Below are 26,314 nucleotides of genomic sequence, written 5' to 3' on the forward strand. Positions count from 1 at the left end.
TTGATATCACGAATAATCCCCAATAACTATCACTGTGTAGATGGGGTTTCAACTACCTGCTTTCTAATCATCCTGATTTGTTTCTAACGACACAAAATATTGACTATAAACCACACTATCCGGTGCCCAAACAGGCCGCCAATAAACATTTTGGATCGCCGCCTTCTCCCCATCACCATCAGCGGGCCACTGAAAACTAACGATCGCAATATTGCTATATCCCACAATCTCATCACCCTCTTGCAGCCAGCGATTGCGCCACAACAGCGACACAATCTGCCACAACCTCTGCCCCAAAGACCATCCCTGATTCCGACCAGATTTACTTGACACAATCCCACTTTCAGGCTGCAAAAATACACGAGCCTTTTGTCGTTTCATCCAATCAATCCGATAACCCCAATCCGGCAAAGATTGTCTATTTCTCACCGCAGCAGCGACAGACTTCTTGCTGTTAACCCTCGAAACTTTCACCAATTCCAGTGGCTTATTCCATCCCAAACACTCGTGAGTCCGCTCAGGAAACAATGACTTAATCTTAGTATGAATCAAATGAGTTTTCCACTCCTCATTAATCAAAGCACTAGCAGTTAATTGCGCCAACACAGAATATTGAAAACTCGCTCTATCCTTCCCCCCATCCAAACCCAAAACACCCTCCTTCTCCTCCCTCTGCGTTCTCTGCGCCTTTGCGGTTTCCAAATCCACATCCACCCTTGACAAAGACTCAATATTCGATATATTCGATCGACAATCCCCAAAATGACAATCCGACCAATAACTCAATCGCACAGCAGCAGCATAATGAATATCCCCCGTCAACACAATCACCCTCCCGCGCCGCTTAAAAAACTCCGCCAATAACTTCACAAAAGCCAACTCATGAAAATTCCAAGCATCCCCCGCATCACTATTAAAAACCTTCCCGTGCTCCACATCCCACTTTTGCACCGCATCAATAATCCACAAACCCACCAAATTTGTAGGTAAAACAACCAAAGTTGCCTCAATCTCCAACTTCCCAGTTGCATTCAACAATTCCGTTTCTTTCAAAGGCTGCTGAATTTGCTCCTCAAAACCTTTATGAGTCAAAAGCATTGGCGGATCGATCGCACTTTCCGTCGGATAGCCCCGCCAAGTCCGCGTATCCAGCACAATCACCTCATGCTTAAAACTTCTAATCGTAAAATGCCACTCCAACGCCTCATCATCCCGATCCAAAATTAAAACATCTTCATCTAATTTAAACTTCGGCAAATTAGTCTCAATATCAACAGCCGGAATCCCCAAATACTTAGCCACTTTTTCCCAAGCTAAATCATCACTCCCAGCAGAATCCGACCATTTTGCAGCAGTTGTTAATAATTTCTCTCCCACTGTTCCTGCATCGAACTGTTGCGGCGTATTTCCCCAAGCCTGAAACACAGCATAAGCCAGCAAAGCATTCTGCACCACCCGTCGCCCGAAGGGTTTACCCAGCACCCGGTGACACCATTCTCGATTCAAATACCAGTCATCGCTCACATCATGGTCGTCACAAATGGTATAAGTAGGAATATTGGCGATCGCCCTCCTGACTCTCCACAGATTGCGAGCAAAACTTTCCAGTTCAAAAGCTTCTCGGTCCCAGACTTTTGCCTGCTTGGCATTATCGCAAATATCCTGACCTTTCGGAAAACCCTTGCACCAAAGCACAGGGGACCAAACTAACAAATACATCGCACAATATTCGCCCAAACCAAACAAATGATTTTTCGCATTGTCTGGTTTATTCACCAACATTGCTGTAAAGCCACCAAAATCTCTAGCAATATCGGTGCGAGTTCCCGGTTTCAAATCAACTGGTTGCTTGTATTTATACTGAATTTCTGGCTGTTGCTGAAACTGGGGCTCTGTAGAAACTGTCACTCGATCGCGAATCTTATTTGTTTTTTTGCCGTTTTTAGGTATACTGGTACACAAATTATCTTGAATTTGAACATTCGTCAGGGGCAAATTCTCTTTCCAGCCCAATAGTGCATCACCAGCATCGGTTAAAGCCCACAACATCGGATCGGCAACATCGTCCCCGTAAATTTGGTCACCCGTTAAAAACAGTTGGTGAGGTCTGGAATTTGCCATTCCTGCGAACTGTTCGATCGAACTATCCAAGATTGGCAGTGCATCTCGTCCGCCTCCGTGCGGCTTGCGACAAGAACCGTGAACAATCCGCAAATAGTTTAAATCCTGCGGTGGTAGGGCAAAAGTGGGCAACTGGTGATCGAAATAACCGATCGTCCCAGGTCCCAAACAAGACAAATCCTCGGCGATAGGCCACAGGCAAGAAAGGAGATTTTCTGTCTCATTTTCCACTCCTGGAACTGCGGACGACTCGCAACCAGCAAACTCGATATTATAAGCATATATTTGCCCAGATGTCAAGCAATTGCTGTCGATCGGCTTGGCAGTCACGGCCACTACGTGCAGGTATTGGCCCAGTGGCACGGTAGAAGCAGTACCTTGGAGCAAAGGTTGAGCGATCGTTTCGCCAGTTCCCCCCTCCGTCGAGTAAACCTGGAGTTCGACTTGGCGGGGTGCTTTCAGAGCTAGCCAAACAGTCACAGCCTGACTTTCTGTTCGACGTAAAATTGGACCGGCTAGAATCAGGGGCAAATGATGAATCCGGTGACTTAAGGGCATCCACGACATAACAATTAAAAATTAAAAATTAAACAAGGGGTTTGGCCAAAAATGAGATTTAAGGCGATCGAACATCTTTCATCTACTACTTCACGAAGGATTCAGAAACTGGGTTTCTGAACAACAAACCTGGTGTGATTTAAGCCCAACGCTTAACTCAAAAACCCTTTTTTTCTTAGCTTTTGCATAAGTTCTGTACTTAATACTTGCGTCTGACCAGAAAAGTTTTCAAAATTGTAACAATTCATTAAGAAAAATTAATAAAAAACTATGCTCCAGGAACACAAATTGCAACATTTCAGAAATTGTGACCCACAGCCATTACCCATTAAATCCTGTTCACAAACCACCAGACAAAAAACTCGCCCCCTCTATTCGTCACCTTTAGATAGCGCGATCGATCGCCATCCTCTCATAGTTACTCCAGAAACTCCCATCGCCAAGGTATTGGCTCTGATGAACCCGATGCGGATATCCTGTCACATTTCGGGCGATCGACCACACCCAGTTTCCAACGCTACCAAACGCAGTTGCGTGTTAGTAGTCAAAGAATCGCGACTCATAGGTATTTTCACTGAGCGGGATATCATCAAGTTAACCACGGCATCCGCTTGTTCGATCGGTCTGACGATGGCTGACGTGATGACTTCATCGCCCATTACTCTCAAACAATCCGATTCTCCAGATATTTTCACCGCCATCTTCCTGTTGCGACAACACCAAATCCGGCATTTACCCTTAGTGGACGCCGACGATCGACTTTTGGGAATCATCACCCGCGAAGCAATTTACGAAGCTCTGCAACCAGTTAACCTACAAAGCAATTTACGCTGTGTAGCAGATGTGATGACCAAAGAAGTCATTTATGCGCCAAAAACTGCCTCAGCCCTCGATTTAGCGCAGCTCATGGTCAAGCATCAAGTCAATTACATCGCGATCGTTGACACCCCAATTGACCCTACACAACCCGCGATCGCACCAACCGAAAATAGTCCATTTCTCACCACCAATTCCGCACCATTAATTCCTGTAGGTATAGTCACTGAGCGCGATATCGTGCAGTTTCACGCCCTCGAATTAAATTTCTCCCAAATCTCCGTGGCTGATGCCATGAGTTCCCCCTTATTTTGTATATCTCCCACCGATTCCCTGTGGAAAGCTCACCAGGAAATGCAGCGGCATTGTGTCCGCCGCTTGGTCGTAATTGGCACTCAGGGAGAGCTTTTGGGTGTACTGTCTCAGTCAAGTTTGCCGCCCGTTTTTAATCCATCTGAAATGTACGGCACCATCGAAATTTTGCAACAAGCAGTGGATGATAGAGCCTCCCAACTTCAACTGGCAAATCAGCAATTGCAGCAAGAAATTTTAGAGCGACAACGGGCAGAAGAAGCTCTACGCCAAGCTCATGACGACTTGAAAAAACAAGTTGAAGAACGCACTGCTCAACTTTTAGAATCTAATGAATTGTTGAGACGAGATATTATTAAACGTCAGCGAGTTGAAGAAGTGCTGCGACGCAAGCAAAATTCCTTGAAGATACAAGCCCAGGAATTAGAGCAAACTGTGCGGAAGTTACAGCAAACTCAAAGTCAACTTGTCCAAACAGAAAAAATGTCTTCTTTGGGACAAATGATTGCCGGTATCGCCCATGAAATTAATAATCCAGTTAATTTTATCTATGGCAATCTTTCTCACACCAGTCATTACGTCAAAGAATTAATTCAACTCTTGGCACTTTACCAGCATCACTACCCGGAACCAGTGTCGGAAATTAGGGAAGCAGCAGCAGATATTGAAGTCGATTTTTTAGTAGAAGACTTATCTAAAATTCTGTCTTCCATGCAGGTAGGAACCGATCGCATCCGCCAAATAGTTTTGTCAATGCGTAATTTTTCGCGATCGGATCAAGCTAACATCAAGCTAGTGGACATTCACGAAGGCATTGACAGCACTTTGCTGATTTTGCAGCACCGACTCAAAGCTCAAGGCGGACATCCAGCTATTCAAATCATTAAAGAATACGGCGATTTGCCCCACGTTGAGTGCTGTGCAGGTCAGATAAATCAAGTGTTAATGAATATTATCAGTAATGCTATAGATGCTGTAGATGAAGAAATCAAGAAGGGTAAATGGTTCATGGGAAATAGCACAAATCCACCCTCGCCAAGTGTTAGTTCTCCCTTGAGTCTTCCCGCTATTACTATTCGCACGGAAGTGATTGACACGGGTTTTGTGGCGATCCGAATTTCCGACAACGGTGGCGGCATACCGGATAGTATTCGTTCTAAATTATTTGACCCATTTTTTACAACAAAACCTGTGGGTAAGGGTACGGGGTTGGGACTGTCTATTTCTTACCACTTAATTGTGGAACAACACGGGGGGCGGCTGGAATGCGTTTCTGAAACTGGAGTAGGTACTGAGTTTGCGATCGAAATTCCGATCGTCAGTTGTCATTAGTTATTGGTTATTTGTTACTCCCTTGGGGCTGCTAATAACCCATAACATTAGTCAACATAGTTCTGGACGCATGGGGACTGAGAAACCGGGTTTTTTAGCAAAAATACACAGGTTGCATCCCGCACAGTCGGTAAAAAACCCTGTTTCTTTAGTCGGATTGCATCCAGGAATGTCAACCGTCATCAGCCAAGTATTCCTGAAAATTTACAATATTTTACAAAATCCCATAAAGCGCATCAAAATCACCTGCAATCCCTTTCTGCTAACTTGAATTTGACCTCGCCAGAGCCCATTAGTCGAACTCACTCCGAGTTCGCCCCATCCATCAGTCGCTTTTTACCCGCAGTAATTCCCCGCACAAGTCCCCAACTGTCTGTATCCCAGACTCAAAGCTCAAAGTCCAGATTGTTTCATAAGTAAACTTTTGTTTTATTTTTGTACCTATTTATTTAAAAGTAATACTATAAAATAGCTTTTAAATCTAAAAAAAACCTAAAAATAGACTGTGAGATTGAAAAACCAGCTAAGATTCCCAAAGATGCAAAATGAACTAATTTACTAGCGTTTTCATTTTTGTGCCCCCTTTCTTTTCCCAGCAAGTTAGCTAATAATGCTTTCAAAGAGATAACAAAGCCGACTCCGAAAGAGACAAAAAAAGCATTGCAGTGGGGCATTGCATTAAGGGCACAGGAGTTGGGTATGGCCGCACCGGGCGATCGCAACATGAATGCGTGAAACCCCAAACCCCGATCGTTTTCAGAGAAACCTATAGGAGAACAAAGAGTGAAACTAGCAGTTTACGGAAAAGGTGGAATTGGCAAATCGACAACAAGCTGCAACATCTCCGTTGCCTTAGCCAAACGTGGCAAAAAAGTTTTGCAAATCGGTTGCGATCCAAAGCACGACAGCACATTTACCCTGACAGGCTTCCTGATCCCAACAATTATTGACACCCTTCAGGAAAAGGACTACCACTACGAAGACGTTTGGCCTGAAGATGTCATCTACAAAGGCTACGGCGGCGTTGACTGCGTAGAAGCAGGCGGCCCACCCGCAGGAGCTGGTTGTGGTGGCTACGTCGTCGGGGAAACCGTCAAACTGCTCAAAGAACTCAATGCCTTTGACGAATACGACATCATCCTGTTTGACGTCCTGGGCGACGTCGTGTGTGGTGGTTTTGCCGCCCCATTGAACTACGCTGACTACTGCATGATTGTTACCGATAACGGATTCGATGCCCTATTTGCCGCCAACCGCATCGCCGCCTCAGTCCGCGAAAAAGCCCGCACTCACCCCCTGCGACTCGCTGGTTTAATTGGCAACCGCACCTCCAAGCGTGACTTGATTGACAAGTACATAGACTCAGTACCCATGCCAGTGCTGGAAGTGTTGCCCCTAATTGAAGACATTCGCGTTTCTCGTGTCAAAGGCAAAACATTGTTTGAAATGGCCGAGAACGATCCATCCCTCAACTACGTCTGCGACTACTACCTCAACATCGCCGATCAAATCTTGGCAAGACCTGAAGGAGTAGTGCCCAATGACACGCCAGATCGCGAATTATTCTCCTTGCTGTCAGATTTTTATCTAAATCCAGTTCAACCTGTGGTCAAGAAAGAGGAAGATGAGCTAAACCTGATGATGGTTTAATAGGTCTAGCGATCAGGATGAGGATAAAGAGGTTATGGCTTTTTTTGATACTTTTTCAGTTGCTCTCAAACAGAAGTGGTTGGACTACTACCAGGCAAATCGAGCTTGGCTGCTCCTGCACATGACGGCTGACAACACGGTCGCCACACCCGACGGCGGGAAAAGGCCTGTTTCTTACCTCATCCTGGGAATTGCGGCTGCTCTGGAGCCGGAACTCCAGCAATTAATGCTGCCCTTCTCAAAACTCAAGCCGGATGCAGACAGCCTCATCGAAGTGCTGGGGCTAAATTTTGACCCAGACTTAGCTCTGGGTATGTCCTCAGATGCTGTTCAACTTATTGCTCAACCTACGGCTCAACCTACTGCTGGTCAATCTCTAACTGTCACAGCACCGACCGCCGTTCCGACCCCAGCCGCTGCAACTCTCACCGCTGCTCCGGCAGCCACCCCTGAGCCAGCAGCCCCCGCAGCCACCAAATCTAATCCATTAGGCGCTGCGGTCTTAGCGGGAGCAGGATTGGTCGCTGGAGTAGCCGGTGCTGCCGCGGTAGCGTCAGCACTTAGTTCCTCTGATGAGGAATCCTTGGATGGGTTTGAGGATGAGGAAGAAGAGGCTGTCTCCGACTTCGACATGGATGATGATGATGAAGCAGAGGCAATCTCTGACTTCGACATGGATGATGAGGAAGAAGAGGCTGTCTCTGACTTCGACATGGATGATGATGACGAAGCAGAGGCAATCTCTGACTTCGACATGGATGATGATGACGAAGAAGAGGCTGTCTCCGATTTCGACATGGATGATGACGAAGAAGAGGCTGTCTCCGACTTCGACATGGATGATGATGACGAAGAAGAGGCTGTCTCTGACTTCGACATGGATGATGATGACGAAGAAGAGGCTGTCTCCGACTTCGCCATGGATGATGACGAGGATGAAGAAGCCTCAGCTTTGGGCCTGGACTTAGGTGATGATGACGAAGATGAAGAAGCCTCGGCTTTGGGCGCTTTTGACCTAGGTGATGACGACGAAGATGAAGCCTCAGAATTTGGGACTTTGACTTCAGGGGATATCGAAACAGAGATATCCGATCCCTTTGGAGAAGAAGATGAAGATTTTGTGGCGGAAGTGATACCCGACCCTTTTGGAGACGCGACCTCCAATGACCTGGAACTCGATCTAGGTGACTTGGATGAAGATGGAATTGACGAATTCTCTGTATCTGATGATGACGATCTCGACGATCTGGGACTTGATGATTTGGGGGAAGCGACCACCGGAGACCCTGATGAAGATGATTTAGATGCTTTAGGTCTGAGTGATTTGGATTCCGACGACGAGGATGAAGAAATTTCGGGCTTTTTGTCGGATTTTAAGTAAGGTTTTGGCGATCGCCCAAATCTCTCCTAATCTCTCCTCTCCTTCAGGAATCTTGCGGTTGTGAGTTTCGAGTTATTAATTCTTAATCAGCTCAAACTCACAACTACCAAAAGGTATTTTGCGTTCACGGGTTTAGATAAACTAAATGCCTGCTGTGAGGGCAGTTTCCCCCTCACACAGATCTTATTTGCTCAAATTTTGTATTCTCTTGCGTAAGTTCCAGTTCCCGACAAAAAACAATTAATTTAAACGGAGAAGATTTAGGCTATGACTGCTATTACAAATGAACCGGAAGCTTTAAATTTTGAATGCGAAACTGGTAATTATCACACATTTTGTCCGATTAGCTGCGTAGCTTGGCTTTATCAAAAAATTGAAGATAGCTTTTTCTTGGTCATCGGTACTAAAACTTGTGGCTATTTCTTGCAAAATGCCATGGGTGTGATGATTTTTGCTGAACCTCGCTATGCGATGGCTGAGTTGGAAGAGGGTGATATTTCCGCTCAATTGAATGATTATGAAGAGTTAAAGCGGCTGTGTTTGCAAATTAAGCGCGATCGCAACCCCAGTGTAATTGTCTGGATCGGCACTTGCACCACCGAAATCATCAAAATGGACTTGGAAGGTTTAGCACCAAGGCTGGAAGCCGAAATTGGCATTCCCATCGTCACAGCCCGCGCCAATGGCTTAGACTACGCCTTTACCCAAGGGGAAGATACCGTTTTGGCCGCCATGGCTGCTAAGTGCCCTGAAAAAGCACCTGTCATGGAATCTCAGAAAGTAGAACGCAATGCTATCTCTCAACTGCTGAATTTCGGCAAGAAAAAAGAGGAAGTTGCAGCAGATGAATCGGAATATGTCAAGCACACACCGCTGGTACTTTTCGGTTCTTTACCCGATCCAGTTGTCACTCAGCTAACCTTAGAATTGAAGAAGCAAGGAATCAAAGTTTCCGGTTGGCTTCCTTCCAAGCGCTACACTGAATTGCCAGTATTGGAAGAAGGCTATTATGTATCTGGCATGAATCCGTTCTTGTCCCGTACCGCTTCTACATTGATGCGCCGTCGTAAGTGTAAGCTAATTGGTGCTCCATTCCCGATCGGACCTGATGGAACCCGCGCCTGGATTGAAAAAATTTGCTCAGTGTTAGGAATAGAACCCAAAGGTTTAGACGAACGGGAAGCACAAATCTGGGCTGGTTTAGAAGATTATCTGCAAATAATTCGCGGCAAATCAGTCTTCTTCATGGGGGACAATTTGCTAGAGATTTCTTTAGCACGTTTCTTGATTCGCTGCGGCATGACTTGTCCTGAAATCGGTATTCCTTACATGGACAAACGCTATCAAGCCGCCGAATTAGCCTTGTTAGAAAAGACTTGTCACGAGATGGGAGTTCCGACTCCTCGGATTGTCGAGAAACCAGACAATTACAATCAGCTACAGCGGATTTATGAGCAGAATATCGACTTGGTGATTACTGGTATGGCCCACGCTAATCCTTTGGAAGCGCGGGGAATCAATACTAAATGGTCCGTTGAGTTTACTTTTGCTCAAATTCACGGCTTTGGAAATGCGCGGGATATTTTGGAGTTGGTGACTCGTCCGCTGCGCCGGAATAATTCGCTGAAGGATTTGGGTTGGGGTAATTTGGTGAAGAATGAAGCGAAGGTTTAGTCGTTTTTAGTAAGATAGTAGGGTGGGCGTTGCTCACCTTATTTTTTTTACGAACCGCTGATGTAGACAGATTGACGCAGATGAACGTTTAGTTCTAATTAACAAAGGAATTTATATGAACGATGAGCCAAGCCAGAATTTAGAGGCTGTGCCTGCCAGCGAACTTGCGATCGCCTTAGTTACTAATGTTACCAATCAAGCCGACAGCCCCTCGATCGATTCAAATAGCCAAGTTAAATTAGAGCAGCAGGTAGTAAATGAAAACGCGACTTATGCTGAAAAGACAGATAGATTAAAAGTCATAACTAAGTTGCTCACAGCAGTGACCCCTTTAATTTGGGCAGGTGTTATTGCGCTGGTAATTATTCCACTTTTAGGTAACTGGATAATTTCACAGTCGGTAACTTCTAACCGCTCATTATCATCTCCAGTATCAAAAGTTACGCTTCCCGCACCCCCTGACTTGAGCAAAGTTAACCTAGAGATTCAAGGTGCTATCAACAAATCCCACGCTCTTGCTGAGAATTTTGCTTCTAAAGAGTTAGATACATGGGAAGGAGAATTAAACGGGCGCGTCGATAGCTTCTTAGATTGGTACTTTGATTATTTTAATCAGAAAACAATGGAGTTTGCGACTCCTTTTAAGTTTATTGTTTCTGCTGTAACTCACAAGTTTGATATGTCAGCAGCATCTCAAAAGGTTACGGAGAAGTTAACTGAAGATTTTCAAAGAGAATTTGCTAAGCGGGTACTGGTTCCCAAACTTGCACAAATGAGATTGGAGTCAATCACTACAGAAACCACTAACTTGTATATCTCGGAACTTGGCAATAACATTAAAGGCATTCAAAGCAGTTATAACATCCCTCAAGGAGAGTGGGAAAAGTATCTGAATGATATTGCTGTAACCATTAATGACACGGAGGGCACTCTATCCAATTTTTCATTAAGAGTATTAATTGGCGGCGGCGGTTACATAGTTGCTAAACCTTTACTTATTGGATTAGCAGGCAAGGTAGGAAGTAAAATTATGACCAAGTTTGCTGGAAAGGCTGCGGCAAAAATGGCAGCAAAAACTGGTGGAACCGTTGCCGGTCAGCTTGGGGTTAGTCTGATAGATCCTATTGTGGGTGTAGGTATATTGATTTGGGATCTTTGGGATTACGATCACACAGTCAAAGTAGAAAGACCGATTTTGCGTCAGAACATTTTAGCCTACTTGGATCAAGTTAAAAATTCACTGCTAAAAAATCCAGAAAGTGGCATTATGGCAGCAATTAATCAGTTAGAAGTGAGTATTTTGAAGGGGATTCAAGCTGCTCCTGATACAGTTTAATTAAAAGATGAAAGTCAAGCTTAAATCTCTAGACTATTACTTGAGCCTGAAATATGCTATCAGTTTTTATCCAGAACTTGAAGGTTATACAGCTATAATAAAAGACCTTCCTGGCTGTATGTCTCAGGGTGAAACTTTGTCCGAAGCGATGGAGAATATTCAGGAAGCTAGGGAATTGTGGATAGAGACTGCTTATGAGTGCGGGGATGAGATTCCTTTACCTGCAACGGAGGTTGAGTATAGTGGAAGTCTATCTTTACAAATTCCTAAATCTCTACATTTAAGTTTAGCAGAAAAAGCGGAAAGGGAAGGAGTTAGTCTTGACCAGTACCTTCTGCTTGTGTTAAGTAAAGCAGGCTAAAAGATAATCAGATAAGGACGATCGAGTTTGAGGCACGCTTCAAGGGCGATCGCACTTTTAAATCAACTTACAATTATGCCGAATTTTAATAACATTTTCGGCAAATAATCATCCAAATTCTTGATATGTTCATCATTAAGCTCAATCAGATTTAGTTCGTACTTCTGATACACTTCTTGCTTCACTTTCTTGCGCGCCGCATACTCCGGCTCGTTTTCATATCCCCAGTATTCAACATACACCTTCCCCCGAGGAATATAAAAGTCACAGTAAGCTTCTTCCTCTATGGGTAGGCGACGTTCATAGGCGTGAACTAGCTCCGCCATATACAGCCAATTATCAATCAAAACTTCAGCTTTAGACCGCACAAAATGGCCATCGGTTGTCCGATGCTGAGCGCTAGCCCGAAACTTCTCGCGGAACCCTAGCTTTGTGTTTACTTCTGTTTTTATAGGTTCGGAATTGTTACCTTTAAGGCTCTCAATGGTCGCCAGAAAAACTTGATTTGTCAGTATAGATTCTGGCCAAAGTACATAAGGAGTATTGTCTTGAGGGTGGGTTTTTTGCACCGCCCCAAAACCCATCCCCCGTTTAGTTGCTACCCAGCCGTTACCCTCTTTGTTCACCAATCCTAACTCTGCTAAAATTGGGTTGACTTTGTGTTTTGATATTTCTAGTTTTTCGCTGATAGTGGTAGCGGAGAGAAGTGAAGGGGCAGAAAATTGTTGAGGTTTAGGTTTGGGCGGTGACACAGCTTGAACAGGTTTAACATTGTTAGCTTTCCAATGGTCATAGCATAATTTGTGACCTGGTTTTGACACTGGTTGATTGCATCCCGGTGTTGTGCAGCTTTCTGCTGAAAGAGCAGATAAAGCTTGATTTATCGCAGCTAGCTTGCGGACAAAAGGATCTAAGGTCATATTTAAAACCTTGAAGTATATTCAAGGATAGTACCACTTTAATTTTTATAGAGTCAACAAGCAAAAATCGCGATCGCCTTTCGGATAGCTCAGTTTTACGCAGTTTTTTCCAACTTGGGCCAGATTATCTTAGACGATCGCACAAATCGCCACCTATAATTGAAACAAGCCAGTAGTTCTCCTCACTTGCAGAATCACCATGAATCAGGATCGGGAAAAAGTTACCTATTCACAGAAAACAGAGCGTCTCAAGGCGATCGCTCACTTTATCAAAACTGTAACACCGATGATTTGGACGATCGTCATTCTGGTAGTAATTATTCCCCTGTTAGGTAATTTTATCATTTCCAAGTCCTTAACAAATACTGCAACCACAGCAGTCATAGTTTCCCCGCCCCACGATTTTAGCAAAGTCAACCAAGACATTAAAAACGCCATCCAAACCGCCCATACAACTGCCGAAAATTTCGCTTCAAAAGAATTGGACAAATGGGAAACAGAACTAATTGCGCGAGTTGACAACAGTTTCCTCGATTGGTACTTCGATTACTTCAATCAAAAAAAGATGGAGTTTACCGTACCTTTCAACTTCCTCAAATCAGCCGTACTCAACAAATTTGATATGAATGCAGCCTCTCAAGCTGTTTCCGAAAAATTAACCGAAGACTTTCAAAGAGAATTTGCCAACCGCGTCTTGGTTCCCAGAAACTCTCAAATGCGGTTTCAATTAATCACTCAAGATACCGTTAATCTATATATCGCAGAAATCAGTAAAAATGTCAAAGTAGTTCAAAGTAATTATAACATACCTCAAGCAAAGTGGGATAAATATCTCAATGATATTGCCACCACAATTAGCAATAACGGAAACCCCTCAAATTTATCATTAAAAGTATTAGTGGGTGGCAGCGGTTATTTAGTTGCCAAGCCATTAATCTTGGGGATTGCTAGCAAGATTGGCAGCAAAGTTACAGCAAAAGTTGCCACAAAAGCCGCAGCCAAGATGGCTACAAAAACAGGCGGTACAGTTGCGAGTCAATTGGGAGTAGGTTTAATCGATCCGATTGTCGGCATCGGGATTATCATGTGGGATTTATGGGATTACAATCACACAGTGAAAGTCGAAAGACCGATTTTGCGGGAACACATTGTAAGTTACTTGAAAGATGTCAAAATATCACTCCTAAAAAATCCTGAAACCGGAATCATGGCAGCAATTTATCAATTAGAAAGTGGCATTTTAAAATCACTTCCATAGGAGTTACGCACGGGGTTGAGAAACCGGGTTTTTTACAAAAATACTCCGTTTTTACTCGCAGATTCAGTAAAAAACCCGGTTTCTCTGTCGGAGTCCGATTCTCTCCCTCTGTGTCCTCTGTGTTCTCTGCGGTTAAATCATTCCGATACAAGACGTGAAGATAAACTTTCCCTTTAATTATCTCACGTTCTCAAAAACAATTTAAACCTCGTAAACACCATCACTATTACCGCCACAATCGCCGTATATCCAAACCCCCTCAAAAAACCCATAAATGGATCGGTTGCCGTCATCTCAATAATCACAGGTTCCCAGTTATTTAACACCAGAATTGGCCACACAATATTCGCAAATCCCACATAACCAATCATCGGATTCACCCCATTGTCAATAAATAGCTGCAACCAGCGTTTATGGTGAAACACATCGATAATTATTGTCAAGCCAATCAACATAAAAATTGCCATACCTGTAGTTACAAAAAAGTAACTCATTGTCGCTGAATCTTTCTTGATGCCACCTTGATAAGGCTCAAATAGTAAACCCAAAACCACCCAATAAAAACCCCATTCGTAAAGGCGATTTAATAAATTTTCCGTGACATTTCCTGGTTTTTGCAAAAAAACTAAACCAGACAAACACAGCACAAAAACTACTAAATTAGTCTGCCACACCCATCTAGCTTGTAATCCCACTAGCAACACTAAATTAATCGTAAACATCAAAACCATGATGCAGAAATATCGCCGATTGTTCCAGTGAGAATACCTATCATCTTCTGGCGAATGATATTCTATCCACCGACACAGTAAATCCCCGACAATAGTACCGGGAATCACAACAAACAAATACTTCAAATAATCAAATTGAAAAATCCAAGGTGCAGGAGAATACAGCCAAATTGACTTAATCCAACCATCAGTTTGGGCAGATAGTCCTAGGGCTAACAGCAATCCTAATAATCCCACTCGCAACCAGGTATTTGAACGAGTAAACAGCCAAATTACCGATCCAAAAACGGCCATATTTGCCAGCACAACTAAGATAATATCGCTACGGTTGAAATCAAACCCAATTCCGTTGGGATATTTGATCCGAGATACAAATAAAAATCCAGCACTCCAAGCAGCAATGGTTATGACTTTTTGCAACCAGGAAAACTTCTTAGTTGGCCAGCGAAGAAACATAAAAAATAGGATTAAAAATCCACAGAGGCCTAACCACCATTTTTGCGGGCCTGGTTCGTTGGGATCGATGACAGTGGGTCGAATATGTTGCAGGAATATCGCAAATGAACCTAGGAGAAATCCTCTTTGTAAAAGAGAACTAATCACTTTATTTATACTCTCTCCTTTAGCAATGCGACGAGATAAAGCAAGTGGTATAGCAGCCCCCATTGCAAACAGAAAAAAGGGGAAAACTAAATCTACCCAAGTTAGTCCAGCTAGTTGAGGATTGAAGACATGGATGGGTGGCGGTTCTTGGGCGTGATACATCCATGCGGGTAATGTTTTGCGGGCTATTGTCCCTGATAAAACCATTGCTAAAACTGCGATGCCACGCAGTGCATCTAGGGCATCAGCGCGTTTGGCAACCGCAGCTATAGGAAACACTTTTTCGTTTTTTTTTGTGTCTTTTGGCTCTGATTTTGTGTATTCCAATGTACTCACCTCTGGTATTTTTAATAACTATATATTTCATTAAATTTACTTGCCAATAGTTCGGTGTAGCCAGTTTCCTGAAGCCATTTGGATTAGTTTTTTTGTGGAGTGTTTGTTGTTGATAGTCAAGCGGGAAATTCGATAGGGGTTGTGGGGAAAAAAGCGTATTTTTAATTTTAAACTGTCGTATAAATATCCTGATGTGTAGTATTTGCCAACATGATTTTCAACTTGTTTGTTGACAGCACCAAAGGGGTAGGCTATGTGAGAGGCGACTGTTTGATTGGGGTCTAAGTCTTGGGTGCATTTTCTCAATCGGATTTGGTCTTGTGACAGTTCTCTGTCTAAAGCTTGAAGGGAAATTTTGGTTAAATTTTCGTGATTTAGTCCGTGAGATTGAATATCGTAAAATCCTTTTTTAAATCCATCTCTCAAGTCTTGACAGTTGACTTTTTTGATTAGGGAATGATGAGTTCCGAAAAAGCCGGAGTTAATAAATACTACTACTTTAATTTTTTTACCGTATTTATTTTCTAGTTTTTCTAAGATAGGTAGTAAGTGTGTATAAATGCTTTTGTTTCCATCGTCAAATGAAATGATGACTTTTTTGCGATCGCGATATTCAGCAGGAACTATTTTTGGGGTAGTTGCTAAAAAATAATCATAAAGTTCTTGGGTTGACAAAAACCAATAGTTATTGACCACTAAAGACTCTAAAAAAGGTTCTAATTTTTGCTGGCTATAGTCGCCGGGAAAGTCTCGCCGTCGCGGAGGTATTTCTTGGGGATTTTGCAAATCGACAATATCGTGAAAGCCGAAAATCGGAATTTGTACTGTAATTAATTCTATGATTACTTGATAACTAATTAAGGTGATGAGAAATGCTATAAAAAATTGAATCATGCGTTTTTTACGGATGGTAATCGGTTGAAAATACTCAGGCAATTTATCAACTAAAAAATTTACCATTGACAATAACGACCTCATGAGGTATGGGTTTAGGTGGTCTGGTAGAGCTGGGTCTGCATTTAGATTGTATAGGATTGCTGCGGTTTTTTCCAAAGATGAGCTAGGTCAATTCCAATAGTATAGTAAAATCTATGCGATCGCGCCTAGGCCACAACCATAGCCGAAAATTGACTGAGTGCGGGAGTTGTCTTGTCAAAAAGTCATGACGTGAGATATATTTGCAACTATTGGGCGATCGTCAGCAGCCCTTCGGAGCAAAGCCCAAGCCCGAAAACATCTAATCAAACTACATAACGCAATTTAGCTTTAAGGCTGAGTTCGGATTTCCATCAGATTTTCACTTCAGTTGCTAATCTCTCTCCCCATCCAGATTTTATGACAATAAAGTATGCGCCACGCGCCTTTACCCATTACCCATAACCCATTCACAGGTTTATCTCACCTAACTGAAAAACAGCATATCTATTTTTTACTTGTGATTTTGCTACTAAGGTGATACGATACTTCTGCGAAAGCTTGATTCCATAATAATGATGAAAATCACGGTAATTCTACCTGTTTACAACGAAGAAAATTGCATAGCACAAACCTTTGACAGAATTTTCGATTTTTCTCAAACAAATCACCCTTATAATTTTATCATTGTCAATGACGGGTCAACAGATGATACACTGACAATCCTCGAAAATAAACTAAAAATATTCCCCACAAATCATATCCAAATAATTTCTTACAACCATCGTCAAGGAAAAGGCTACGCAGTAAAAAAAGGTAGCGATTCTATAAAATCTGACTGCATTTGCTTTATGGATGGTGACTTAGCTTACTCCCTAGAGCATCTAGAACCCTTAATAGCAAAACTAGAAAAATTTGATGTGGTAATTGGTTGCAGAAACCTCGACAAAGACAACTTCCGCAATCTCACATTACTGAGAAAAATATCAGGTCAAATATTTAACTTTATTTCCCGCAAAATCCTCAATCTGCCCTATCGAGATATGCAGGCAGGACTCAAAGGATTTAAAAAAGATGCGGCCCAAGAACTCTTCAAGCAACAGACAATTGCGGGATTTTCTTTTGATGCCGAACTCCTGTTCTTAGCACACAAAAAAGGATATACAATCGGTGAAATTCCCGCTAGAATTTCCGAACAACATTTATCCAAAGCTTCTAAAGTAAATATACTTAAAGATTCTCTCAAAATGTTCTTTTGCTTGTTAAAGATTCGCTATAATAATCGCGTTGGTAATTATGACTAAATATATTTTATTGAGCTTTGACATAGAAGAATTTGACATTCCCGAAGAATACGGTCAACCCCTCACAGAGGATATCAAATTTGCAGTTTCTAAAACCGGGTTATGCAATGTTATTTCACTTTTGGAAAAATTAGATATCGCAGCCACATTTTTTGTAACTGCTAACTTCGCACTCCACAACCAAGAAATAATCAAGCAACTTTCACAACAACATGAAATTGCTTCCCATGGGTTTTACCATTCCCAATTTTCCGTGGATGATTTACAAAAATCTAAGCAAACCTTAGAATCCATAACTAATACTAAAGTCATCGGCTTCAGGATGGCAAGACTCCAGCCTGTTGACGACGCAGAAATAGAACAAGCAGGCTATGAATACAACTCATCCATGAATCCTACCTACATCCCCGGTAGATACAACAATCTCTTGAAACCTAGAACTGCATATTATAGGAATAAATTACTCAACTTGCCCATTTCAGTTACTCCCGCGATCCGATTTCCCCTATTTTGGTTGAGTTTTAAGAACTTGCCACTTTCAGTGATACAATTAGCAGCCAAGCTCACCTTAGAAACAGACTCCTATCTAAACATCTACTTTCACCCCTGGGAATTCACTGATATTTCCCAGTTTAAACTCCCCAGCTATGTCAAAAAAGATGCCGGTAGTAAAATGATTGACAAATTAGAAAAATATCTGACGGTGCTGAAAAAACAAGGGGAATTTATTTCTATTTCAGAATTTAAAAACCACTTCAATAAAATTAATAAATATTAGTAAATTTAGCAAAAAATATGAAATTTAAACCTCTCTACTACTGGCAAGCTCAAACAGGATTGCGTCAAGCAACAATCATTGCAGTAATTTTTTTTATCTCGGTATTAACTTTTAGTATCATTCGCTATGATAGCTTTTTGGCTACCTACGATCACGGTTTATTTAATCAAGTATTTTGGAATAGCGTACATGGCAAACTATTTCAAAGTTCCCTTTCCTCCGCGGCCTCTGGTGCATCTCTGATCGATCGGGAACTATCCTATCCATCTTACATCCATTTAGGGCAACATTTTGTCATCGATTTTTTGTTGTGGATGCCACTTTATGCCCTGTTTCCCTCTTCCGTTACTCTCATAGTTTTGCAAGTAGCTTTAATTGCGGCTGCTGGCATAGTTTTGTATTTTTTAGCGAGACATTACTTGTCTATTCCTCTGTCAATAATGGTCGTAGCTAGCTATTATGGAGCCAATGGGGTAATTGGTCCGACGCTGGGAAATTTTTACGAACACTGCCAAATTCCTTTGTTTTTATTTAGTTTATTATTAGCCTTAGAAAAGCAAAGGTGGTTGGTGTTTTGGATTTTTGCAGCCTTAGCATTAGGAACTCGTGAAGACACCGGCATTACTCTGTTTGGCATTGGAGCCTACTTATTTTTCAGCCGCCGCTATCCACGGACGGGTATAGCTTTGTGTGTCCTGAGTTTTAGCTATGTTTCGCTGATAACTAATGTTGTGATGCCTCTGTTTTCCAATGACAACTCCCGACTTTATTTAGCTCTGTATTTTAAGAAGTTTGTTAACATAGAAAATCCTTCGACGCTACAGTTACTGTGGGCAATAGTTAGCCAACCTCAAATTATAATTCAAGTATTTTTTGCGGATTTAGAAAGTTTAGAAAGGCGAATTAGATTTGTGTTGGGTTTGTGGCTGCCACTGGCTTTTATACCTATTTTTTCCTGGCCAGCTTGGGTGATGTCTAGCTTTCCGTTGTTAGTGCTGCTGCTGCAAGTAGAAAATAAAGCAGCGACTTCTATCAATACTCGTTATACTTTGAGTTTAGTTCCTGTTTTGATTTATGCTGCAATATTGTGGTGGTCGGAGCATCCAGAAAAATTTAAACCAAGGCTACACCGCTTTTGGATGGGATGTATCGGATTGTCCCTATTGTTTACTTTGACTTCTAATCCTAATCGAGCTTTGTATTTCCTTTCTCCCTATGCTTTCAATCCTCTGGTTTATCAATCATTGACTGAGCAATTAGCCCATGGTGCTGATTTGAAAACTGTGATGGAGTTAATTCCTCCAGATGCTAGCGTTTCCACGAGTGGTTACATAGTTTCTCACCTATCTGGGCGTCGGAACATCATTCGTTTAGAGGTGATGAAGTTGCGGGATGAAGCCGGAAACGCGGTGGATGTGGATTATGCTGTATTAGATTTGTGGCAGTTGCAGCAGAATAATTTAAAGGTGCCGGTCGATCGAGGTAGAGTTAGGGCGGGAGTCCGTTTTACAGACGAGGCTCTGCGGAACAGAAGCTATGGTATTGCTAAGGTATTAGATGGGGTGGTTTTGGTGCAGAAAGGGATAACTTCGGCACCGGAGGTTTTGTCGGCTTGGGTGAAATTGCGACAAGAAATTGAACAATAAGATGCAAAATAAGCAGAAAACTGTTGAGTAGTTAGTGTCGATCGCCTCGGAGCGAGTAAATTGGGTATAGAGGGTCGATCGACCCTCTACGGTAATTCTGCTTTCAGCATCAGACACTCAAACTAGGGTGAGGAACATTTGCCAGAAAGCTAGAAGATAAGGTCCAAAAGGTTTGCTATACTCCAAAATATAGAAGCATATTAACCCTTTGAAAAATTTAAGGTCGGAGCTATGACATCCTATGCAACCTCCACAGCAAGAGCCGAGATGAGTGAGATCCGGCGCTTGAAAAATATACTCCCCCCAGAACTACAAAGTTGGGTAACAGTAGAAAAAACCATAGAAATTAATCCCGCCTTGATCCGTAGCGAAGAAATAGGCAAAGATCAGGTAGAAATACAAATAGACCTGATCCGCTGGGAACAGCTAGCAATGGATCAGCGAAACCTCCTATTTTGGCACGAAGTCGCCAGAATCCAAAACGACACCATCCCCAGAGATGGCTGGGAAATGGCCGCCCTTGCTATTGGTTTAGGTGGCGCAGTCGGCGAACTTTGGGTACAAGATGGCTTGCTGCTGGTACTAGCCCTCTCCCTGTGTGGCGTCTCCGGCTGGAGGCTGTACCAGAAAAATAACGGAGAGAAAAGCTTAAAAGAAGCCATAGACGCGGACGAAAAAGCCCTGGCCCTGGCCACTCGCTTCGGCTATACTCTCCCCAACGCATACAAAAGCCTCGGTAGTGCCTTAAAAACCCTGATCGAGCAAACTTCCAAAAAGCAGCAGCGCGCTAAATACGAAGCCCGTCTCCAAGCCCTGAAACGCAACGCAGCTAAAGCTAAAGCCAAGGTTAAACCCCTCGGCCGCGAAACTTCCCAGTCAGAAAACGTTTACAATTCCTGACCTCCGGCACACACCAACCCCTTGACGGGTAGGGTGTGGGCTTGCCAGAAGCACTTCTTGGCTGGCCTGGTTAGTGATGAAAATGTAAAGTTTGTGTAAATCTAGGCTGTTGTTAACAATAATAATTGGTAAAAATGGATGGCCTAGGACACAATAGGCTAAAGACATCAGCTTGAAATTTGAAACTAGGACTTCATGGTCACCCAAAACCCAGAGGCAGATTTTCGGGTAACTTACTTGGACGAAATTCCTTCCGTTCACATACCTGTGCGATTAAGCGTACTTGAAGCCGTAAACTTTAAGACAACCTGCCAGCAACTTTTCTCTGAAAACTCGAAAAACACCGTTCCCAGCAAAATTGTCCTAGACTTCAGTGACACGACATTCATCGACAGTAGCGGGATTGGTGCCTTAGTCAGCAATCTAAAATTTGCCAAACAGCGGGAGTGCAACTTAGTATTGCGGAGTCTCAAGCCACAGGTGATGGCAGTATTTGCTCTCACCAGCCTAGATCAAGTGCTGACTATCGAGCCGTCGCCAGTTAGCACAGCCCCCGCTGAAAACAACCGTGCAGACAGTCAGTTACCAGTTACGCACCCCTCTGTGCGATCGTTGGTAAAACGGCTGATCGATATAGTTGGGGCCATAGTAGGTTTGATAATTACAGGAATATTGTTTATACCCATAGTCGCAGCCATCACAATTAACGATCCAGGACCGATCTTTTTTGGTCAAACCCGCTGTGGCTGGATGGGAAAAAGATTTCAGATTTGGAAGTTTCGCTCGATGTGTACCAACGCCGAAGCCCTTAAATCTCAAATCAAAAACCAAGCCTCCGGTGCTTTTTTCAAAAATGATAATGACCCTCGCATTACCAAAGTCGGGCGGATATTGCGAAAAACCAGCCTTGATGAACTGCCACAATTTTGGAATGTACTAAAAGGCGAAATGAGTCTAGTGGGTACCCGACCCCCTACTCCAGATGAAGTTGACCGCTATGAAGTACCTCAGTGGCAGCGTTTTGATGTCAAACCAGGAATGACTGGAGAATGGCAAGTTAACGGTCGCTCTCAGGTGCGTAATTTTGAAGATGTGATCCGCTTGGACTTAAAGTACCAAGAAAACTGGAGCCTGATGTATGACCTGAAACTAATTGTGAAAACCATAGCTGTTCTGTTCAACAAAAATAGTGGCGCTGTATAGGATGCCTGAACAACCCTCCGCTGACCTTTTAGGTACAGGGGGGGTTACTAAAATTCAGACGTTTTATCATAAGTGATGAAAGAAATCAATAAAATTTTAACTAATCACGTCAATAAACAACGGAAGTAAACACTTACCATCTAAAGATAACTTTGGATAGGTTTTGCTAAGTTTTCTAAAGCAGTTGAAAAATCAAAACTCCCAACTCAAAACTGAAAATTATTTAAACGCCCTACCCAGGCGGGTTAAAGTATCAAAAGTCTCTCATTTCCAGTAGGAGTAAATGGTGCGAAAGGAATGCTCACCTTGAGGCAAAACGGGCTTCTTCAACTCAAGCTTGACTTAACTAATATGTTGCCAAGACCTTGCCCCCCTTATTCTCCCGCCACCGCTACGCTGAACACTCGCGTCCCAGCCAAGCTGAGTACAGTTACTTGTACTGAGTTGGTACCGATCGTAGCTGAAGTTGTGCTGGGGGGCGACCAGGGGGAAAAAAAATGAAAGATCAGCAACCAAAGGCCGAGTTGCATCTTCAAGTGGAAACGGACATGGAGGCTCTGAAACAAGTTTTGGAGTGGTTGGAAAATATTGTCCTGCCCCTGCTACCAGAGGATTTGGGGTGGCAGTGCAGCCTGATTGTGAATGAAGGGTTTACAAATGCTGTTCGCCATGCTCACAAAAACTTGCACTCCACGACACCGATCGACCTCGAAGTCGCAGTGTTTTCCGATTACTTAGAAATCAGGATTTGGGATAGGGGTCAACCCTTTGACCTAGAAGCAAAGCTCGACGCTATTATCCAAGACAAGCGCGATCCCTTGGAAAAAGAAGGAGAAAGGGGACTGCTATTTATGCACAAGCTGACAGAGCAGCTTCGTTATATCCGTACAGACGATCGCCGCAACTGTCTGGTGATGCGAAAAAACATTACCTGATGATGACTCAAAACCACAAAGGGCGACTGCTTTTGAGCCTAGAAAATTCCAGGCACCGCCCTCTGCTGTGTTAGGCCCAACTAGACCTAATCCAGGCGAATTAAGCGGGTATTAGCTCAAGCTGGTGGCGGCTGGACAATTTGCTTCAAACTAAATATTATGCGTATTCTGATTTATTCCTATAACTACTATCCAGAGCCGATCGGCATTGCTCCCCTGATGACAGAACTAGCCCAGGGTCTAGTTCAGCGTGGTCATCAAGTCAGAGTAGTTACAGGAATGCCCAACTATCCCCAGCGCCAGATTTATGAAAAATATCGCGGCAAATTCTACCTTACCGAAGAACATAACGGTGTGACAATACAGCGCAGCTACCTGCGGGTTAACGGCCCTCACCCCAGTTTGCTAGACCGACTGCTGTTAGATGGTAGTTTTGTGATCTCTAGTGCTATTCAAGCGTTTAGGGGCGATCGACCAGACGTGATTTTTTCCACAATGCCCCCATTGCCGATTTGCGTCCCAGTGGCTCTTTATGGGTGGATTCGTAGTTGCCCGATCGTCCTCAACGTTCAGGATATCGTCTCTGAAGCAGCCGTGCGCGTCGGTTTGGTAAAAAAGAATGGGATGTTAATTCAGATTGCTGACACCTTAGAAAAATTTGCCTACAGCACAGCTAGCCAAGTCAGCGTCATCGACAGCGGTTTTATCCAAAAATTGCACTCTCAGGGAGTACCCCCGGAAAAAATAGTTTGCCTTCCCAATTGGGTTGATGTCAATTTCATCCGCCCCTTACCTAAAGAAAATAATTCCTTTCGCAAAACTCACAATCTCCAGGGCAAATTTGTCATTCTCTACGCAGGCAATATTGCCCTGACTCAAGGTTTGCAAACTGTTGTCCAAGCAGCGGCTCGTTTGAAACACATACCAGAAATAGCTTTTGTAATTGTGGGAGAGTCCACCGCACTGTCACGTTTGCAAAGAGATTGTGAAACTTACAAAGCGACGAATGTGACGTTACTGCCCTTTGAACCGCGAGAAAAATTGCCAGAAATGTTAGCTGCCGCTGATGTTAGTTTGGTGGTACAAAAGCGGCGCGTGACTAATTTTAATATGCCCTCAAAAATTCAAGTGCTGTTGGCTAGTGGTCGGGCTATTTTGGCTTCGGTTCCTGAGACTGGTACTGCTCATAAAGCAGTGCAGCAAAGTGGTGGCGGGGTGGTGGTGCCACCGGAAGATCCGCAAGCTCTAGCGGATGGGGTTGAAGATTTGTATCTGAATCCGGCTAAAGTCGATGCGCTGGGTTTGCAAGGCAGAAGTTATGCTGTTGAGAATTATGGATTTGAGGAAGCTTTGAATCAATATGAGGCTTTATTTACGATGGTTACGGCTAGGGATGGTGAGGAAATATTAGAGCCTTTGCCAAAGTAGGTTATTGGTGGGGTTCGGGCGGGTTTATTGAGATTGTTGGCGAAACCGACTCTTAAGGATTATACTGTGTTTAAAGAGTAAGTAATATTTAACTGTTTTTACTATGCCTGCCAAAGATACCTACCACAATGCAGTTAAAAATGCCTTAATCAAAGATGGTTGGACAATTACGGATGACCCATATTTCATCCAATATGAGGATGCCGATTTATATGCCGACCTAGCAGCAGAAAAGCCGATCGCCGCAGAACGCCAGGGACAAAAAATAGTTGTTGAAATTAAGAGCTTTATTGGGCGATCGCTAATGTATGATTTTCACGGCGCACTCGGTCAATACATTGTCTACCGAAATCTCATTCAACTCACGGCTCCAGAATACACGCTTTATTTGGCAATTGATGATATCGTCTACCAAGATTTTTTTCAACGCAAGTCGATACAATTAATTACTAAGGAAAATCGGCTTCTATTAATGACAGTTGAAATGAAAAAGGAGGAAATTATACAATGGATAGATTAGAATACTATCGCAATACAATTAAAAAGATATTGACTGAATATTATCAGATGAAAGTCCAGGGGGCGATCGCATTAGATGAATTAGAGCCAGATGATCGTCTGGCATTTGATGAAGAACGAGATCAATATCTCTGGTTTCGCTCTGGCTGGAATGGCAAAGAACGGGTTCGCTACATGACGATGTATCTTCGGATTAAAGATGGTAAAATCTGGGTGGAAGAAGATTTAACGAATTTATGTGTAGTTGATGATTTACTAGCGGCTGGAATTTCTAAGGGCGATATTGTTTTGGGGTTTCATCATCCTAGCAAAAGACCTTTGACGGAATTCGCTACTGTTTGATGAGAGACAAAAAAAGCAACGATTTTTGATAGAAACCCGTTTTCTTTTGCCTTAGTCCTGTTGAATATATTCAAGGATGCAGCCAGCCACATACTCCGCCAGCTTGACAGGAACAGCATTACCAATCATTTGTTCTAAATCTGACTTATTTCCCTGAAACTTAAACGTTTTGGGAAATGTTTGAATATAACTCCGTTCAATAGTCGTCAAAGGGCGTAACTTCTCATCAATATCGCACAAATCTCCTTCATGCTTTTTGTATGTCTTAGGAATTGGACGATTAACACCTCGAACTGTCGGACTAGGTTCGTGGATGCTGAAAACTCCCCTTCTTTTATAGCTTCTCGGATGCCGATAAAAATACTCAATGCCTAAATCATCACCTAAATATTCAAAAACATTCATAGGATTTTTAGACTGATTTTTGGTAAGATAAGAATTCAGAATACCATCTTTTCCATCCAATTGACCAATCAAAAAGTATCGTTTTCTAGCTTGTGGAACTCCACAATAGCTAGCATTCAAAACGGAAGAATTTAAACCATAGCCACTGGTTCTAAATGTTTCTAAAACTTCCTCTAAAATTTGGCTCTTTTGAATTCTGGCAACATTCTCCATGACAAACCATCTAGGCTTAATGCTAGTAACAATCTTGGCAAAGGCTAAGGATAAATCTGCTCTCCCAAGATTCTCATCTCTTTTACCGGCGCTGGAAAAATCTTGGCATGGAGGCCCACCAATGATTATATCTGGATTGAAATCACCGATAAATGAACAGATATCTGCTTGTGATAGGTCTTTTTCAAATATCGGATGTTGGAAGTTTTCTTTATAAACTTGAATAGCTGGATGCCAGTAGTCAAAAGCTGCTACTACATTGAATCCAGCATTTTGAAATCCGAGTGATAAGCCTCCACAGCCTGCAAATAAATCTACTGTTCTCATTTTTGCCAAG

22 protein-coding genes are annotated in these 26,314 nt (G+C 42.9%); 17 read left to right on the forward strand and 5 right to left on the reverse strand.

What is annotated here, in order from left to right; all coding sequences use genetic code 11:
- Positions 1 to 63 precede the first annotated feature (63 nt).
- Positions 64 to 2,688 (reverse strand): PhoD-like phosphatase, encoded by a 2,625-nt coding sequence (locus ACBR23_RS03605; RefSeq protein WP_371118488.1) that lies wholly within the window; start codon positions 2,686 to 2,688, stop codon positions 64 to 66.
- A 261-nt stretch (positions 2,689 to 2,949) separates the two neighbouring features.
- On the opposite strand from ACBR23_RS03605, the gene ACBR23_RS03610 reads away from it, so the two are divergent.
- The 7 genes from ACBR23_RS03610 (at position 2,950) to ACBR23_RS03640 (ending at position 11,541) form a co-directional block, all read left to right on the forward strand.
- The gene (locus ACBR23_RS03610; RefSeq protein WP_371118489.1) at positions 2,950 to 5,139 is read left to right on the forward strand and encodes a CBS domain-containing protein; all 2,190 of its coding nucleotides are present in this window, start codon (positions 2,950 to 2,952) and stop codon (positions 5,137 to 5,139) included.
- A 573-nt stretch (positions 5,140 to 5,712) separates the two neighbouring features.
- On the forward strand, positions 5,713 to 5,874 hold the full coding sequence (locus tag ACBR23_RS03615; protein ID WP_341738761.1) for a hypothetical protein: 162 nt from the start codon (positions 5,713 to 5,715) through the stop codon (positions 5,872 to 5,874).
- Positions 5,875 to 5,922: 48 nt separating this feature from the next.
- Positions 5,923 to 6,789 carry a ferredoxin:protochlorophyllide reductase (ATP-dependent) iron-sulfur ATP-binding protein gene (gene bchL / locus ACBR23_RS03620; RefSeq protein WP_341733985.1) on the forward strand — a complete coding sequence of 289 codons (867 nt, stop codon included), beginning with the start codon at positions 5,923 to 5,925 and terminating at the stop codon, positions 6,787 to 6,789.
- Between the two features lie 34 nt (positions 6,790 to 6,823).
- The gene (locus ACBR23_RS03625) at positions 6,824 to 8,170 is read left to right on the forward strand and encodes a DUF5331 domain-containing protein (protein WP_371118490.1); all 1,347 of its coding nucleotides are present in this window, start codon (positions 6,824 to 6,826) and stop codon (positions 8,168 to 8,170) included.
- Positions 8,171 to 8,437: 267 nt separating this feature from the next.
- Positions 8,438 to 9,844, forward strand: a complete 1,407-nt coding sequence (locus tag ACBR23_RS03630) for a ferredoxin:protochlorophyllide reductase (ATP-dependent) subunit N (protein ID WP_371115552.1) — start codon at positions 8,438 to 8,440, stop codon at positions 9,842 to 9,844.
- Between the two features lie 115 nt (positions 9,845 to 9,959).
- Entirely contained in the window at positions 9,960 to 11,180 is a 1,221-nt protein-coding gene (locus ACBR23_RS03635; RefSeq protein WP_371118491.1) for a hypothetical protein, read from the forward strand.
- A 7-nt stretch (positions 11,181 to 11,187) separates the two neighbouring features.
- Positions 11,188 to 11,541 carry a type II toxin-antitoxin system HicB family antitoxin gene (locus ACBR23_RS03640; protein WP_341738756.1) on the forward strand — a complete coding sequence of 118 codons (354 nt, stop codon included), beginning with the start codon at positions 11,188 to 11,190 and terminating at the stop codon, positions 11,539 to 11,541.
- Between the two features lie 62 nt (positions 11,542 to 11,603).
- Here the strand turns inward: ACBR23_RS03640 and ACBR23_RS03645 are convergent, their stop codons facing one another.
- On the reverse strand, positions 11,604 to 12,461 hold the full coding sequence (locus ACBR23_RS03645; RefSeq protein ID WP_371118492.1) for a hypothetical protein: 858 nt from the start codon (positions 12,459 to 12,461) through the stop codon (positions 11,604 to 11,606).
- Between the two features lie 199 nt (positions 12,462 to 12,660).
- On the opposite strand from ACBR23_RS03645, the gene ACBR23_RS03650 reads away from it, so the two are divergent.
- On the forward strand, positions 12,661 to 13,719 hold the full coding sequence (locus tag ACBR23_RS03650) for a hypothetical protein (RefSeq protein WP_371118493.1): 1,059 nt from the start codon (positions 12,661 to 12,663) through the stop codon (positions 13,717 to 13,719).
- Between the two features lie 182 nt (positions 13,720 to 13,901).
- On the opposite strand, the gene ACBR23_RS03655 is transcribed toward ACBR23_RS03650, so the two are convergent.
- Complete coding sequence (locus tag ACBR23_RS03655; RefSeq protein WP_371118494.1) at positions 13,902 to 15,389, reverse strand: DUF5009 domain-containing protein; 1,488 nt, start codon at positions 15,387 to 15,389, stop codon at positions 13,902 to 13,904.
- Positions 15,390 to 15,425: 36 nt separating this feature from the next.
- Positions 15,426 to 16,349 (reverse strand): polysaccharide deacetylase family protein, encoded by a 924-nt coding sequence (locus ACBR23_RS03660; protein ID WP_371115560.1) that lies wholly within the window; start codon positions 16,347 to 16,349, stop codon positions 15,426 to 15,428.
- A 530-nt stretch (positions 16,350 to 16,879) separates the two neighbouring features.
- Between ACBR23_RS03660 and ACBR23_RS03665 the strand changes: the two genes are divergently transcribed.
- The 9 genes from ACBR23_RS03665 (at position 16,880) to ACBR23_RS03705 (ending at position 25,359) form a co-directional block, all read left to right on the forward strand.
- Positions 16,880 to 17,608 carry a glycosyltransferase gene (locus ACBR23_RS03665; protein WP_371118495.1) on the forward strand — a complete coding sequence of 243 codons (729 nt, stop codon included), beginning with the start codon at positions 16,880 to 16,882 and terminating at the stop codon, positions 17,606 to 17,608.
- Entirely contained in the window at positions 17,601 to 18,386 is a 786-nt protein-coding gene (locus ACBR23_RS03670; RefSeq protein ID WP_371115562.1) for a polysaccharide deacetylase family protein, read from the forward strand. Before ACBR23_RS03665 ends, ACBR23_RS03670 begins: the two co-directional genes overlap by 8 nt.
- A gap of 17 nt (positions 18,387 to 18,403) precedes the next feature.
- Positions 18,404 to 20,032: a DUF2079 domain-containing protein gene (locus ACBR23_RS03675; protein ID WP_371115563.1), complete on the forward strand. Its 1,629-nt coding sequence runs from the start codon at positions 18,404 to 18,406 to the stop codon at positions 20,030 to 20,032.
- 231 nt (positions 20,033 to 20,263) lie between these two features.
- Positions 20,264 to 20,932, forward strand: coding sequence for a DUF3318 domain-containing protein (locus ACBR23_RS03680; protein ID WP_341739751.1), 669 nt, complete (start codon positions 20,264 to 20,266; stop codon positions 20,930 to 20,932).
- Positions 20,933 to 21,127: 195 nt separating this feature from the next.
- Positions 21,128 to 22,135 (forward strand): sugar transferase, encoded by a 1,008-nt coding sequence (locus tag ACBR23_RS03685; RefSeq protein WP_341739750.1) that lies wholly within the window; start codon positions 21,128 to 21,130, stop codon positions 22,133 to 22,135.
- Positions 22,136 to 22,632: 497 nt separating this feature from the next.
- The gene (locus ACBR23_RS03690; RefSeq protein ID WP_341733972.1) at positions 22,633 to 23,070 is read left to right on the forward strand and encodes an ATP-binding protein; all 438 of its coding nucleotides are present in this window, start codon (positions 22,633 to 22,635) and stop codon (positions 23,068 to 23,070) included.
- Between the two features lie 159 nt (positions 23,071 to 23,229).
- Positions 23,230 to 24,498 carry a WcaI family glycosyltransferase gene (locus ACBR23_RS03695; protein ID WP_371115564.1) on the forward strand — a complete coding sequence of 423 codons (1,269 nt, stop codon included), beginning with the start codon at positions 23,230 to 23,232 and terminating at the stop codon, positions 24,496 to 24,498.
- A gap of 103 nt (positions 24,499 to 24,601) precedes the next feature.
- On the forward strand, positions 24,602 to 25,018 hold the full coding sequence (locus ACBR23_RS03700; protein ID WP_371115565.1) for a XisH family protein: 417 nt from the start codon (positions 24,602 to 24,604) through the stop codon (positions 25,016 to 25,018).
- Positions 25,006 to 25,359 carry a XisI protein gene (locus tag ACBR23_RS03705; RefSeq protein ID WP_371115566.1) on the forward strand — a complete coding sequence of 118 codons (354 nt, stop codon included), beginning with the start codon at positions 25,006 to 25,008 and terminating at the stop codon, positions 25,357 to 25,359. Before ACBR23_RS03700 ends, ACBR23_RS03705 begins: the two co-directional genes overlap by 13 nt.
- Positions 25,360 to 25,410: 51 nt before the next feature.
- Here the strand turns inward: ACBR23_RS03705 and ACBR23_RS03710 are convergent, their stop codons facing one another.
- A complete protein-coding gene (locus tag ACBR23_RS03710; RefSeq protein WP_371115567.1) occupies positions 25,411 to 26,304 on the reverse strand; it encodes a DNA cytosine methyltransferase in 894 nt (297 codons plus the stop codon).
- Positions 26,305 to 26,314: the final 10 nt, after the last annotated feature.

The organism is Microcoleus sp., assembly GCF_041354475.1.
Taxonomy (GTDB): Bacteria; Cyanobacteriota; Cyanobacteriia; order Cyanobacteriales; family Microcoleaceae; genus Microcoleus.